General features: G+C 71.3%; 13 protein-coding genes. 6 read left to right on the top strand and 7 right to left on the bottom strand.

What is annotated here, in order from left to right; all coding sequences use genetic code 11:
- Positions 1 to 28 precede the first annotated feature (28 nt).
- Genes ACIRJT_RS24830 through glsA form a run of 3 tightly spaced genes read left to right on the top strand, consistent with a single transcriptional unit; the run spans position 29 to position 2,490 of the window.
- Positions 29 to 523, top strand: coding sequence for a DUF1269 domain-containing protein (locus ACIRJT_RS24830; RefSeq protein WP_403912768.1), 495 nt, complete (start codon positions 29 to 31; stop codon positions 521 to 523).
- Between the two features lie 59 nt (positions 524 to 582).
- Positions 583 to 1,131 (top strand): hypothetical protein, encoded by a 549-nt coding sequence (locus tag ACIRJT_RS24825; protein ID WP_403912765.1) that lies wholly within the window; start codon positions 583 to 585, stop codon positions 1,129 to 1,131.
- 9 nt (positions 1,132 to 1,140) lie between these two features.
- Positions 1,141 to 2,490, top strand: coding sequence for a glutaminase A (glsA, locus tag ACIRJT_RS24820; protein WP_403912763.1), 1,350 nt, complete (start codon positions 1,141 to 1,143; stop codon positions 2,488 to 2,490).
- Positions 2,491 to 2,515: 25 nt separating this feature from the next.
- Here the strand turns inward: glsA and ACIRJT_RS24815 are convergent, their stop codons facing one another.
- The 3 genes from ACIRJT_RS24815 to ACIRJT_RS24805 all read right to left on the bottom strand — a co-directional run bounded on the left by ACIRJT_RS24815 (position 2,516) and on the right by ACIRJT_RS24805 (position 4,987).
- A complete protein-coding gene (locus ACIRJT_RS24815) occupies positions 2,516 to 3,334 on the bottom strand; it encodes an endonuclease I family protein (protein ID WP_403912760.1) in 819 nt (272 codons plus the stop codon).
- 250 nt (positions 3,335 to 3,584) lie between these two features.
- On the bottom strand, positions 3,585 to 4,136 hold the full coding sequence (locus ACIRJT_RS24810) for a hypothetical protein (RefSeq protein WP_403912757.1): 552 nt from the start codon (positions 4,134 to 4,136) through the stop codon (positions 3,585 to 3,587).
- A gap of 299 nt (positions 4,137 to 4,435) precedes the next feature.
- Complete coding sequence (locus ACIRJT_RS24805; RefSeq protein ID WP_403912754.1) at positions 4,436 to 4,987, bottom strand: GH25 family lysozyme; 552 nt, start codon at positions 4,985 to 4,987, stop codon at positions 4,436 to 4,438.
- Positions 4,988 to 5,144: 157 nt separating this feature from the next.
- Between ACIRJT_RS24805 and ACIRJT_RS24800 the strand changes: the two genes are divergently transcribed.
- The 3 genes from ACIRJT_RS24800 (at position 5,145) to ACIRJT_RS24790 (ending at position 7,984) form a co-directional block, all read left to right on the top strand.
- Positions 5,145 to 5,357 carry a hypothetical protein gene (locus ACIRJT_RS24800; protein WP_403912751.1) on the top strand — a complete coding sequence of 71 codons (213 nt, stop codon included), beginning with the start codon at positions 5,145 to 5,147 and terminating at the stop codon, positions 5,355 to 5,357.
- Between the two features lie 127 nt (positions 5,358 to 5,484).
- Positions 5,485 to 6,639: a methyltransferase gene (locus tag ACIRJT_RS24795; RefSeq protein ID WP_403912748.1), complete on the top strand. Its 1,155-nt coding sequence runs from the start codon at positions 5,485 to 5,487 to the stop codon at positions 6,637 to 6,639.
- Between the two features lie 166 nt (positions 6,640 to 6,805).
- Complete coding sequence (locus ACIRJT_RS24790; protein ID WP_403912746.1) at positions 6,806 to 7,984, top strand: acyl-CoA dehydrogenase family protein; 1,179 nt, start codon at positions 6,806 to 6,808, stop codon at positions 7,982 to 7,984.
- A gap of 235 nt (positions 7,985 to 8,219) precedes the next feature.
- On the opposite strand, the gene ACIRJT_RS24785 is transcribed toward ACIRJT_RS24790, so the two are convergent.
- The 4 genes from ACIRJT_RS24785 to ACIRJT_RS24770 form a co-directional block, all read right to left on the bottom strand.
- Positions 8,220 to 9,653 (bottom strand): MFS transporter, encoded by a 1,434-nt coding sequence (locus tag ACIRJT_RS24785; RefSeq protein WP_403912743.1) that lies wholly within the window; start codon positions 9,651 to 9,653, stop codon positions 8,220 to 8,222.
- Positions 9,654 to 9,822: 169 nt separating this feature from the next.
- On the bottom strand, positions 9,823 to 11,094 hold the full coding sequence (locus ACIRJT_RS24780; protein ID WP_403912740.1) for an MFS transporter: 1,272 nt from the start codon (positions 11,092 to 11,094) through the stop codon (positions 9,823 to 9,825).
- Positions 11,095 to 11,174: 80 nt separating this feature from the next.
- The gene (locus ACIRJT_RS24775) at positions 11,175 to 11,705 is read right to left on the bottom strand and encodes a carboxymuconolactone decarboxylase family protein (protein WP_403912737.1); all 531 of its coding nucleotides are present in this window, start codon (positions 11,703 to 11,705) and stop codon (positions 11,175 to 11,177) included.
- 92 nt (positions 11,706 to 11,797) lie between these two features.
- Positions 11,798 to 12,631, bottom strand: a complete 834-nt coding sequence (locus ACIRJT_RS24770) for a hypothetical protein (RefSeq protein ID WP_403912735.1) — start codon at positions 12,629 to 12,631, stop codon at positions 11,798 to 11,800.
- Positions 12,632 to 12,868: the final 237 nt, after the last annotated feature.

The following is a 12,868-nucleotide window of genomic DNA, read 5'->3' as shown; positions in this document are numbered from 1 at the left end:
TTGCCCTTGGAGTGCGGGAGGTTGCGCGATGTCCACGCTCACCGTGTGGAAGTTCCGGACGGCCGAAGGCGCGGAGGGCGTCGAGGAGGCGCTGAAGTCGCTTCAGAAGGAGGGGCTGATCAAGATTCTCGACGCGGCGGTGGTCAGCTGGCCCGCCGACCGCGCCAAGCCGCGCACGAAGCAGCTGCTGAACCTCGTCGGCGCCGGGGCCCTCAGCGGGACCTTCTGGGGCATGCTCTTCGGTCTGATCTTCCTCATGCCGCTGCTGGGCGCGGCCATCGGGGCGGCCGCCGGGGCGCTCGGCGGGAAGCTCGCGGATGTCGGTATCGACGACGACTTCATCGCCGAGGTCAAGGAGAAGGTGACACCCGGGACCTCGGCGCTGTTCCTGCTGACCATGAACGAGGTGCCCGAGCGGATCGGCGCACAACTGCCCGGCGACGGCGCCGAACTCCTCCACAGCAACCTCGACACCGAGCGCGAGGCGAAGCTCCGCGACATCTTCGGTGACCAGGAGGTGTGACCCGAGCACAGCCCTTCACCCCCTCCGCGTTCCCTCTCCTGGATTGGACGGACCCGTCCGTGAAAGCGAACTTCCCCGCGCGCCGAGCCGCACGCGCCCTGGCCCCCGTCGCCGTCGCGGCCCTGCTGTTCGCCTCCACGGCGGCCTGCGACTCCGACACCAGCGGCGAAGGCACCGACCAAGGCGTCCACACCCTCACTCCCGAACCGGAGGAATCGCCTTCCGAGGCGCCGAGCCCCCGTACCCAGGAGAGCTTCGCCGCCTCGGTGTCCGCCGAGTCCGAACGCGTCCGGCAGGAGGCGACGAAGCGGCTTGAGGAGGTCGAGGGCCGGGGCAACGCCGTCGGCGACGTCTCGCTCAAAGGCCTGCCGCTCACCGCGTCCGAGGAGGTCCGCAGCGCGCTCGTCCGGGTCACCAACCCCACCGACGAGGCGACGTTCTTCGCCGTGAAGGTGGAGTTCGTCGACGCCGAGGACAAGGTGCTCGACACCGTCGTCGTCGGCGTCGAGGACGCCCCGCCCGGCCGTACGGTCACCGCCCAGGCCGACAGCCGCAAGGCCGCCGGGGTGAAGACCTTCCCCCGGGTCGCCCAGGCCGAGCGCGGCTGAGGCGCGGGCGTGAGCGCCGCCGACGCGGTTACCGACTCCCTCCAGAACCTGCGCGACCGGTTCGTCGGCGTACGGGAGGGGAAGCCGGCCGACTACATCCCGCAGCTGGCCCTCGCCGACCCGGACGCGTTCGGTCTCGCGCTGGTGAGCATGGACGGACACCGCTACGTCGCGGGCGAGGCCGAGGTCCCCTTCACCCTTCAGTCGGTCTCCAAACCGTTCGTCTACGCCCTCGCGCTCTCCCTGCTCGGCCTCGACGAGGTGAGCCGCTGGGTCGGCGCCGAGCCGAGCGGCGAGGCGTTCAACGCCATCAGCCTCGAACCCGGTACGGGCAGGCCGGCCAACGCCATGGTCAACGCCGGCGCGATCGTCACCACCGCCCTGATCCCCGACACCCCGGACGAACCCGCCTTCGACCGGATCCTGCACTGCCTCGGTTGCTTCGCCGGACGCGAACTGGACGTCGACGAGGAGGTGTTCAGCTCCGAGTCGGTGACCGGGGACCGCAACCGGGCGCTGGCCTACCTGATCCGCTCCACCGGCACCATGCCCGTCGACCCGGTCCTGGCGGTCGACCGCTACTTCCGCCAGTGCGCGATCCGCGTCACCGCCGTCGACCTCGCCACGATGGCCGCGACCCTCGCCTACGGCGGAGTGAACCCGGTGACCCGCGAGAGGGTCGTCCCCGCCGAGGTCGCCGCCCGGGTCCTCGCCGTCATGGCGACCTGCGGGATGTACGACGGCTCCGGCGAATGGCTGCTGCGCGTCGGCCTTCCCGCCAAGAGCGGGGTGTCCGGCGGGCTCATCGCGGTGGGCCCCGCCCGCTTCGGGGTGGCGACCTACAGCCCGCCGCTGGACGCCACCGGCGGATCGGTACGCGGCCACGCCGCACTGGAGGCGATGTCGGACCGTTACGGGCTCCATCTCATGCTCAATCCCGCGCTCCCCGGCTCCACCGTCACCCTCGTCACCACCGCGGACGACCTGCCTTCGGCGCCCTCGGCCGGGCACGAACGGGTACTCCACCAACAGGTCGGCGTCGTCGTCGCCCAGGGGTCCATCGACTTCACGGCCGCCGAGCGCGTGCTGTACGCCCTGGACGAGTCCGGGCCGGGCGGGGGCTCGGTCGTCCTCGACCTGCACGACGTCACGTCCGTCGACTCCGTGGCCCTGGCGATGCTGCACACCGGGCTCGCCCGGCTCGCGGGCGACGGGCGACGCGCGGCGGTCGTCGATCCGAACGACCTGTTGGGACACCTGGACCTCGTGCGGGAACGGACCGGCCAGGACCTGCCGCGCTACGCCACCCGTGAAGGCGCCGTCGAGGGCTGCGCGCAGGCCCTGGCCGGGGAGGACTGAGCCGGTACCGCCGGGTGGGCCGGGGCTACCAGATGGCGCCGACCCACTCCGGGTGGTCTATGAACGGGTTCCGGTTGTGCTGGAACCGGTCGAATATGACGTCGTTGCGGCGCTTCTCGAAGGTGTCCGGCGGGTCTTCCTGGCTCCACTGCTTCAGAACGGACAGCCTGCCCATCTTCGGCGCGGATCCGTTGCTCACCTGATCGTTGGGTTCGAGGTCGGCGAACGAGTCGTTGCCCTCGTAGCGCACGGCCATGTAGAGGACCATGCGGGCGACGTCGCCCTTGACCTCGTCGCGCGGCTCGAAGGAGTCGCCGTCGGTGAAGTTGCCTGGAGCGTCGCCCAGTTCGCTCCCACCGTTGTCGAAGTCCTTGTTCCCGCGCGTGGAGTTGACCTTGACGTCGGTGGGCCGCAGGTGGTGGACGTCGGTGCCCGGACCCGTCGCCGTGCCGAAGTCACCGTGCGACTTGGCCCAGACGTGCTCCCGGTTCCACTGGCCCGAGTTGCCGCCGTTGTCGTTCTTGGACTGGGAGCGCCCGGTGTACAGCAGGACGACGTTGGAGGAGTTGGCGGGATCCTCGTCGGTGGCCTTGAGGGCGTCCCACACCTGGCTGTAGGAGAGCTTGGTCTGGTCGCTGATGATCGTGTGCAGGGCGGACTTCAACTCGGCGCCGGTCTTGCCGAGCGCTTCCTGGTAGTAGGTGTCGTCGAGCGCCGCCGCGGTGGCCGTGTGACGACCGGGCGAGGCGTCCGACGGGGCCGCGGCGGCCGTGCCGGCGAGCACGGTGACGGCTGCCACCGCGGCGAGCAGTGGACGCGCGTAGAACGAGTGACGACGGGACATGTGGGGTGTCCTCTCCGGAACGCGGGCGTCGCGGCGAGGACCCTGGGTCGTGGTGCTCGCGCGGCGGCCGTGCGGTAGGTGGTCAGGCGGGAGCCTTCCACACGCACCGCGCCCCACGGGTGAACACTGTGTACCTATCATGTGCAGGTCAAGAAAGGCCTTGCGGGGAAGCCTCCGGGGACGCGGGTACGCCGTGCGACCCGGTGGTCCAGGGACTCCCGGCGCGCGAGCCCCGGAGAGTGCGTGGGCCTCACATCAGGGGTGCCGTCCAGTCCTCGAGAACCGCTTCCCGCTCGTGCGAGTGCAGGACGTCGGACGGCTGATTCTCGTGCCACCACCGCGTCAGCAGGGCCGGTGTGGCGCTGCCCCGCACGAAATGGGAGAGGAGCCCGAGCGAGAGGTCGACCTCTCGCCGGGTGTACGCGGTGGCCGCGCCGGAGAAGACCGGCGTCTCGACACGCTGGTCGCCCCTGACGCACAGCACGGCGGTCATCATCGTCGGGCCGTCCGGACCCCAGGCGTTCAGCGCCGCCGCGGCGACGCTCATCACCCGGGTCGCCCACCGGGCGGCGGACGAACGGACCGGAACGTCCAGGAGCCGCAGGTCCGTGACATCGGCCCAGGACCATGCTTGTCGCCGGGCGCCTTCACCGACCGAGAGCCCGGTCGGGAAGAGGAACACACCGGGGTCCTCCTCGGTCGGAGGTGAGCCCAGACAGACCCGGTCCCGTTCTATCCAGAACAGGCCGATCATGCACCCGTGCAGGTGGGTCTCGTCGCCCTGGGGCGATGGCGCCGGCATTTCTCAGCTCCGTCTCTCGGCCGCGGACGCGGGGTGTCATCGGTCGGCACCGGGTCGCTGTCCGTAGGAGACCGAACGCCGGTGGCTCCTCGCCGGCGGCCGCGTCCATTGTCCGGTCGCCAGGTGAACCAGCCTTCCGTCCCGCGCTTCCGACCGACACTAAGCAGCCCCCGTGGGCGCGTGACCTCATTCCGGCCATGCGGGACGTGGGGGTGGCGCCCGGGGTGCGTCGAGGCGCCATGCGGTCGGCCACCGCGCTTCCCCGGAGCCGACAGGCTCCGGGGAGACGTGGCACGTCGCTAGCCGGCCGCCCAGTCGCGCAGGGCACGGACCGAGTCGAAGTCGGCCACGTTCCGGTCGAGAGGGTCGTCGGTGTACTGGTGAATGCGCCAGTCCGCCTTGATGCGTGGCTTGCCCGCGGTGCCGTAGTCGGCGATCCACAGCCCGTCGCCCGCGTAGTCGGTGGTGTCGTGGTCGAGCCAGAAGGTGCGGTTGCAGTACAGCAGGACCCGGTGGTCGGGCCGCTCCCGCTTCACCGCGCGGATGAAGCGGTCCTTGTCCGCGTTGCTCGCCCGTGTACCGCCGCCGGTCTGTTCCCAGTCGACCGCGAGCAGATCGCCCGCCTTCTCCGGGGTCTTGCTCAGGAAGTAGTCCACCTGGTCCGCCACGTCTCCCGGCCAGAGGAAGTGGTAGAAGCCGACGACGCACTCGGCGTCCCTGGCCCGTTTCACCTGCGCGTCCAGACGCGGATTGACATAGGTGCGGCCTTCGGTGGACTTGACGATGACGAAGTCGAGTCCGTCCGTGTCGTAGGAGGGCTGATAGGCACTGACGTCGACACCGTGGAGCATGGGCACCGCCTCGGAGAATGGGGCAACGACCTCCCTCTCCTGCCCACTCCCCGGGCCCCCCAAGGGCAGATTCACCCTCCCGGGTAACGGGAGAGCGTTTCTCGGATGCGGCCGGGTCCGCGGGGGGCGAGAATTGCCGCAAGGACGAGGAGGCGGCATGAGCGAAGAGCCCGAATCCGTATCCGCGGCCGTGGCCGGCCCGGAGGGCGTCACGCCCGACCGGCTCCTGCACACGGGCGCGAGCGACCGGCCGAGCGCGGAGGACCTGGTGCTCGCCTCCGGGCGGGACCTGACGCCAAAGACCCTGGAATGGGCACGGCGCAAGCTGGCCGCCGAGGGGCGGTCGGCCATCGACAAACAACTGCCCTGACGGCCCGGCGGGCCCGCGGCCGCACCCGGTGGGCGGGCGCGCGGAGCCGTACGCCGAGGTGGAGCGGCCGGGGAGCCGGGGAGCGTGTGGGGCGCGCCCCGGCTCCCTCGGCTAGCCTGAGCGACATATGAACCGTTTGACGACCTCACAGGGCGCTTTCGAGCTCGCCCGCTTCCCCGAGCACCCGCGCGACCCCTTCCGGGCGTGGGACGCCGCCGACGAATACCTGCTCCGGCAGCTGACGGACCCCGAGACGGGCCCGGTCGACCTCTCGGGGACGGTCGCGGTCGTGGGGGACCGGTGGGGGGCGCTCGCCACCGCCCTGGCCGCACACCGGCCCGTCCAGATCAGCGACTCCTACCTGGCCCGGCGCGCGACCCTCGCCAACCTCGCCCGGAACGGCATCGACCAGGACGCGGTCCGGCTGCTGTCCTCGCGCGACACCCCGCCGGACCGGATCGACGTCCTGATCGTCCGGGTGCCCAAGTCCCTGGCGTTCCTGGAGGACCAGCTCCACCGGGTCGCCCCCGCCGTCCACTCCGGCACCGTGATCATCGGCACCGGCATGGTCAAGGAGATCCACACCTCCACGCTCAAGCTCTTCGAGCGGATCATCGGCCCGACCCGCACCTCCCTCGCGGTGCGCAAGGCGCGGCTCGTCTTCTGCACCCCGGACCCCGCGCTGCCGCGTACGCCGAGCCCGTGGCCCTACCGCTACGAGCTGCCCGCAGACGTGGGCCCGGTCGCCGGCCTGACCGCCGTCAACCACGCGGGGATCTTCTGCGCGGAGCGCCTCGACATCGGCACCCGCTTCTTCCTGAAGCACCTGCCCACCCGGTCCGGGGCCGTCCGGGTCGTCGACCTGGGCTGCGGCAACGGGGTCCTCGGGCTCTCCGCCGCCATCGCCAACCCTGAGGCGCACCTCACCTTCGTCGACGAGTCCTACGGAGCGGTCGCCTCCGCGGAGGAGACCTTCCGGGCCGGTGCGCCGGACGGTGCGAAGGCCGACTTCCTGGTCGGCGACGGTCTGGGCGACCTCGATCCGGGCAGCGTGGACCTGGTGCTGAACAATCCGCCCTTCCACTCGCACATGGCGACCACCGACGCGACGGCCCGCACGATGTTCGCCGGTGCGCGGACCGCCCTGCGCCAGGGCGGCGAGCTCTGGGTGGTGGGCAATCGGCACCTCTCCTACCACACTCACCTGCGCCGGATCTTCGGGAACTGCACCACGGTCGCGGGCGACCCGAAGTTCGTGGTGCTGCGCGCCGTCAAGCGCTGACCGCGAGGGCCCGGCCTCAGGCCGTGGACGGCACACCGCCCCCGCGGCTGCCAGCCGGTCCGCGCGACTGCCGGACGTCCCGCCGGCCCTTCCGGATTCTTGCAACACGTTCTACTGTGTGCGCCGCCGCACACGGACGACGCCGAAGCGAGACTCTGGAGGGGCCGTGCACCTCGAATACACGCTTGAGCAGCAGCGGCTGCGTACCGAACTGCGCACCTACTTCGCCACCCTGGTGCCCGACAACGCCTATGCCCGTTACGCGGAGCCCGCTGCCCAGAAGCGCTTCTACCGCGACACCGTCCGCAGGCTCGGCGCCGACGGCTGGCTGGGGGTCGGCTGGCCGAAGGAGTACGGCGGCCGGGGACTGACCCCGATGGAACAGTTCATCTTCTTCGACGAGGCCGCCCAGGCCGGCGTGCCGCTGCCGCTGATGGCCCTGAACACCGTCGGGCCCACGATCATGCGGTTCGGCACCGACGAGCAGAAGGCCCACTTCCTGCCCGGGATCCTGGCCGGGGAGATCGACTTCGCGATCGGCTACAGCGAACCGGACGCCGGCACCGACCTCGCCGCTCTCAGGACCCGCGCCGTCCGCGACGGGGACGAGTACGTCGTCGACGGACAGAAGATCTGGACCACCAACGGCGACACCGCGGACTGGGTCTGGCTCGCCGTGCGTACCGACCCCGACGCCCCGCCCCACAAGGGCATCACCATGCTCCTCGTCCCCACGAGCGACCCGGGCTACTCCTGCACCCTGATCAACACCCTCGCCTCGCACGACACGACGGCGAGCTACTACGAGAACATCCGCGTCCCGGTGTCCCGCCGCGTCGGCGAGGAGAACAAGGGCTGGCGGCTCATCACCAACCAGCTCAACCACGAACGCGTCACGCTCGCCGCCCACGGCACGATGGCGGTCCGCGCCCTGCACAACGTCCAGCGCTGGGCCGCCGACACCAAACTCGCCGACGGCCGCCGGGTCATCGACCTCGGCTGGGTCCGCGCCCTGCTCGCCCGCACCCACACCCGCCTCGACGCGATGAAGCTGCTCAACTGGCAGATGGTCGCGGCCCTCCAGGAGGGCACGCTCACCCCCCAGGACGCCTCGGCGGTCAAGGTCTACGGTTCCGAGGCCCGCCGGGACGCCTACGCCTGGCTGATGGAGATCGTCGGCTCCGCGGGCGCGCTGAAGGAGGGCTCGGCCGGTGCCGTGCTCCACGGCGAACTGGAACGCGGCTACCGGTCGGCCGTGATCTTCACCTTCGGCGGCGGCAACAACGAGATCCAGCGGGAGATCATCTCGTGGATCGGGCTGGGCATGCCGCGCGTGCGGCGGTGAGGGGAGCGATCGGCTCTTCGGGCGAGAAGCGGGCCCTCCGCGCGCATCAGGGTCGAAGCACCGCACGGGCGGCAGCAGGGGCCTCCCGCGCGCCCGAATCGTCCACGCCCCGGGAGGACCCGTGACTCCGCCGGTCCCGGCGACGAGCGTCGAGACGTTCCCGCGCTGCTCAGCCGACCGCACCCGCGGGGACGGCCCGGCCGGGCCGTCCCCGCGGGTGCGGTCGAAACACGCCCTAGACGGGCTGCTTCTCGCTGGGGGCGGAGCCCTGGGCGGGCGTCCCGCGCAGCGTGAGCAGTGACGCGACCGCTCCCACGGCCGCGAGTGCCGCCGCCCCGACGAAGGCTGCGGAGAACCCGTCGGTGAGAGCTTCGGGGTTGCCGAGTTCCCGGGCGCCGTACGCCGCGGACACGGCTGTCATCGCGGCCAGCCCGAGAGCGGAGCCGACCTGGTAGCCGGTGTTGACGATGCCGGAGGCCAGGCCGCCTTCCTCGGGGCGCGCACTGGACAGCGCGGTGCCCAGGGAGGGGATGAACGCCAGCGACATGCCGGCCGCGGCCAGCAGGGAGGCGGGCAGCACGTCGACCCAGAAGGTGCCGTCCGCCCGGGCGAACGACAGCCACAGCATGCCTGCCGCGAGGGCCAGCAGGCCGGTGACGATCAGTGGCTTGCTCCCGAAGCGGGCCATCAGGCGGGGCGCCAGGACGATCATCATGATCATGATGGCGACCGTCATGGGCAGCAGGGCGGCGCCCGAGGCGAACGCTCCCAGTCCCAGCACCTGCTGGAGGTACAGGTTGAGGAAGAACCACATGGGGATCCACGCGGCGGCCATCAGCAGCTGCGCGATGTTCGCCCCGGCGAGGTCGGGGGCCTTCCAGATGCCCAGCCGCATCAGTGGCTCGCGGCGCTTCGACTGGATGGCGACGAAGGCGGCGATCAGCGCCACGCCTGCCAGCAGGACGAGCCAGGTCTCGGCCGAGCCCCAGCCGGTTTCCGGGGCACGGACGATGGCGTAGACGGCGGTGGCCAGTCCCACGGTGACGGTGGCCGCTCCGGCGAGGTCGACGGATCCGCGGCGGACGGGAGAGGAGGGCATGACCCCCGGGGTGAAGGCCAGCACGGTCAGGGCGATCGGGATGTTGATGTAGAACACCCAGGGCCAGCTGGCGTACTCGGTGATCACGCCACCGAGGAAGACTCCGGCGGTGCCGCCCGCCGGGGCCGCGGCGCCGTACAGCGCCAGCGCCTTGGTCAGCTCCTTGGGGCGGGAGCCGAAGAGCATCATCAGCAGCGTCAGGGCGGACGGGGCGATCAGCGCGGCGCCGACGCCCTGCAGGGCGCGCCCGGTCAGTTCGACCCAGACCTCGGAGGCGAGTCCGGCGACCAGGGATCCGGCGGCCATCACGGTCCAGCCGGCGACGAAGATCCGCTTGGCGCCGAACAGGTCGGAGAGCCGCCCACCGAGCAGCAGAAGCCCGCCGAAGGCGACGACATAGGCGTTGAACACCCAGGACAGGCCTTCGGGAGAGAAGCCCAGGTCCACCTGCATCTTGGGGAGGGCCACGCCAATGATGGACGTGTCCATGATGACCGTGAACTGGGCCAGGGCTATGAGGACGAGTGCCGTCCAGCGGCGTGGACCGGGAGGGGCGGACGGTGTTGACATAGCTGTCTCCTATACGGGAGGGGGGTACCTCGCTTCGAATGAGCAATATACCCCCTAGGGGTATGCCGAGCTGCGGTCGGGGCCGATCGGATGTGTCGGCCGGGGGTCGCTGGGCTCCGTCGCCGGGCTCCGCAGGGGCCCGCGCGACGTCGGCGGCCGCCCATGCGTTCTATGCGGCCCTCGACAGGGCGGACCGATCCGGGCGCCTGTCCGGGACGGGCGTCACGGGCCCGGACCCGGCTCCTCGTCCGTCGTGGCGCGGCCACAGGAGGAGGGCGCCGATCGCGCCCGCCGCGGCGAGCGCCGCGAGGGCGGACCAGGCGGCGGCGAAGCCGGTGTTCGTGCCGAGCCATCCGGCGATGGGGTAGGTGATCAGCCAGGCGAGGTGCGAAAGCGAGAACTGGGCCGCGAAGACCCCGGGGATCGCGTTCGGTTCGACCGAGGCGCGCAGGACCTTGCCGGTCGGGGTGATGACCAGCGCCATGCCGATGCCGATCAGGGCCCAGACGACCGCCGTGCCGGTCCAGGTGGTCAGGCCGGCCGCGGCGAGCGTCACCGCGGCGGCCGTGCCGCCGACGAGGACTCCGGCGCCGGCCACCATGACCGTCCGGGCCGCGACCCGGTCGAGTACCCGGGGCAGTACGAGGGCGGCCAGCAGGGTCCCGGTGCCGGAGGCGGCGAGCATCCACGCGACGGCCGACTGCGAGCCCCCGAGCACGTCACGGACGTAGTTGACGGTGTTGACGACGACGATCGAGCCCGCCGCCGCGACCGCGAGGTTGAGTGCCATGATGCCGCGCAGTCGAGGTGTCCGGAGGAAGGTCCTGATCCCTGCCGTCGCCCTGTCCCATGCCCGGGTGTGGGTGCTGGGACGGGCCTCGGGGATGCGCGTCGACAGCACGAGCAGGGCGGAGAGGAGGAATCCGGCGGAGGTGCCCAGGAACAGCCGGTCGAAGCTCAGGAACGCCAGGGCAACCGCTGCCAGTACGGGGGAGAGGAGGCTCTCCATCGTGGAGGCGACCTGGGAGGCGGACAGGGCGCGTACGTAGTCGGACTCCTCGGCGACGATGTCGGGAATCACGGCCTGGAACGTCGGGGTGAACGCCGCTGACGCTGCTTGCAGCAGGCCGACCAGCAGATAGATGTGCCAGATCTCCGTGACGAACGGCAGGGCCAGGACCACCACGGCGCGTATCGCGTCGAGGGCGGTCAGGAGGGTTCTTCTGGGGAGGCGGTCGACGTACGCGGCGGCGATCGGGGCGATGACCACGTACATGACCATCTTGATGGTCAGGGCGGTACCGAGGACCGCGCCGGCGCTCGGACCCGCGAGGTCGTAGGCGAGGAGTCCGAGGGCCACGGTGGCCAGCCCGGTGCCGAAGAGGGCGACGATCTGGGCGCTGAACAGGCGGCGGTAGTCGCGGTTGGCGAACAGGCGCATGGCGTGTCCTTCCGGTGCCGTGCGGCGGGGCGCGGCCCCGTGCCGGAGGCCGCGCCCCGCGAGGGGAGGCGGGTGTGTCTCTACGCATCGCCGCCGCCCTCCGGGGTGAGGCCGGCCAGCAGGTTGAAGGCGCCGGTGAGAACGTTGAGTGCGACGACGCCGACGACGTCGGCTATCGCGCGGTCGCTGTAGCCGTGCTCGCGGAGCGCGATGACCTGGGCGTCGGTGATCGACGTCGGCTCGCGGTGGACCTGGAGGGCGAGGGCGATGATCGCCGCGATCCCGGGGTCGTCAGAAGTGCCCGCGCGGGCACGTTCGATCTCGCCCTCGTCCACTCCCATCCTCCGAGCGGCGCCGACATGGGCGTCCAGGCAGAGCAGACAGCCCTGCCGGGTCTGGACGGCGATCGAGATCCGCTCGCTGATTCTGCGGTCGAGCTTGGCTCGCCCCATGGCCCGGCCGAGCTGCAGATAGCCGCCCAGGACGGCGGGCGAGTGCGCCATCGTGGAGACCATGTCCCCGACCTCGCCGTGCCGGGAGACCAGCTCGGCGAGGAGGTCGCGCGACGCGCCGACCGCTGTGTCGGGGGTGAGTCGGGTCAGGCGGGGCATGGCGGTCCTTCCGACGGGAGGCTGTGCTGGAGGGTGGTGGGGCGCTCGACGGATCGAGTGCCCCGGTCGGCCGGTGACGTTCCCGGGGTCGGTCAGTGGTGTGCGTGGCCGCCGTGGTGGTGGCCCGTGTGCTCGGACGCGGCCCGGGGTGCGGCGTGCGGGCCGGGAGTGGTCGCAGTGGTCCGTACCGTGAACTCGGCCGTCCGGACGACATCGTCGTGCCGGAAGTCCAGGTAGAGGCGGTAGACGCCGCCCGACGGCGCCGCGGCCATGAACGTGATCCCGGGGCCGGGCTCGGTGACGCCGTCTCCGGGCTCGCCCTCCGGGTGGACGTGGAGGTAGCCCAGGTCGCCGACCCGCAGCGCCACCAGGTGTCCGTACGCGCCCAGGTAGGGCTGAAGATCGGTGACGGGCCGACCGTTCCGGCTGACGGTGAGCGTCAGGTCGCTCGCCGTGCCGGGCAGGAGTTCGCCGTCGAGGGTGACGGTGTACGCGCCGACGTGAGCGCTGCGCGAGCCCTCGGAGATCGGCTGCGGGGCGTACTGCCCGGCGACCGAGGCGTCGATGCCCAGGGTCATGGTCCCGCCGTGGCCGGCCGGACGGACGTCGGCGAAGAACCTCCAGTCTCCCGGCTCCAGCGTCAGGTCGACGCTCCAGGTGCCGTTCCCGTCCATCACCGGGTGCACGTGCTGGAATCCGGTCGTGTCGCGCCGGACGGCGATGAAGTGCAGCTTCTTCTCGTGTTCGGGGGTGAACCCGGTGACCGGTCGTCCGTCGGGACCGGTCACCCGGAAGCTGACCGTCCGTACTCCGGCCGGAAAGATCGTCGAGTCGAGTTCGAGGGTGTATCCGCTCTCGGAGACCGAGAGTCCGCCGGGGCGGGCGCCGCCGTGGCCGCTCATGTCGTGGCCGGAATTGCTGTTCATCGTGACTCCACCTTCGTGATGTGCCTTCGGGTGTCTTCCGTCCTGGGGACGCCCGCTATAACAACATACCCCCAGGGGGTATTCCAAGCGGCGTGCCGAATAGGCGTCGCACGCCCCCTGAGCCGCTCGACCGCCGTGAACCGGCCTCGGCCGCCGTCCGACCCGCCCTGCCGGAAACACCCCTCCCCGGCGTACCGTCGATCGCGGTTCCGGTCCCGGTCCGTACGCGTACCGGCA

The organism is Streptomyces sp. NPDC102283, assembly GCF_044766265.1.
GTDB lineage: Bacteria > Actinomycetota > Actinomycetes > Streptomycetales > Streptomycetaceae > Streptomyces.
The sequence above is the reverse complement of the archived record's forward strand: the minus strand, read 5'-3'. Positions and strand labels throughout refer to the sequence as shown.

Bases quoted from the DNA above. Each gene is read 5' to 3' on its own strand.
- ACIRJT_RS24830 (WP_403912768.1), top strand. From the start codon at position 29: ATGTCCACGCTCACCGTGTGGAAGTTCCGGACGGCCGAAGGCGCGGAG.
- ACIRJT_RS24815 (WP_403912760.1), bottom strand. From the start codon at position 3,334: ATGTCCCGTCGTCACTCGTTCTACGCGCGTCCACTGCTCGCCGCGGTG.
- ACIRJT_RS24810 (WP_403912757.1), bottom strand. From the start codon at position 4,136: ATGCCGGCGCCATCGCCCCAGGGCGACGAGACCCACCTGCACGGGTGC.
- ACIRJT_RS24805 (WP_403912754.1), bottom strand. From the start codon at position 4,987: ATGCTCCACGGTGTCGACGTCAGTGCCTATCAGCCCTCCTACGACACG.
- ACIRJT_RS24800 (WP_403912751.1), top strand. From the start codon at position 5,145: ATGAGCGAAGAGCCCGAATCCGTATCCGCGGCCGTGGCCGGCCCGGAG.
- ACIRJT_RS24795 (WP_403912748.1), top strand. From the start codon at position 5,485: ATGAACCGTTTGACGACCTCACAGGGCGCTTTCGAGCTCGCCCGCTTC.
- ACIRJT_RS24785 (WP_403912743.1), bottom strand. From the start codon at position 9,653: ATGTCAACACCGTCCGCCCCTCCCGGTCCACGCCGCTGGACGGCACTC.
- ACIRJT_RS24780 (WP_403912740.1), bottom strand. From the start codon at position 11,094: ATGCGCCTGTTCGCCAACCGCGACTACCGCCGCCTGTTCAGCGCCCAG.
- ACIRJT_RS24775 (WP_403912737.1), bottom strand. From the start codon at position 11,705: ATGCCCCGCCTGACCCGACTCACCCCCGACACAGCGGTCGGCGCGTCG.
- ACIRJT_RS24770 (WP_403912735.1), bottom strand. From the start codon at position 12,631: ATGAACAGCAATTCCGGCCACGACATGAGCGGCCACGGCGGCGCCCGC.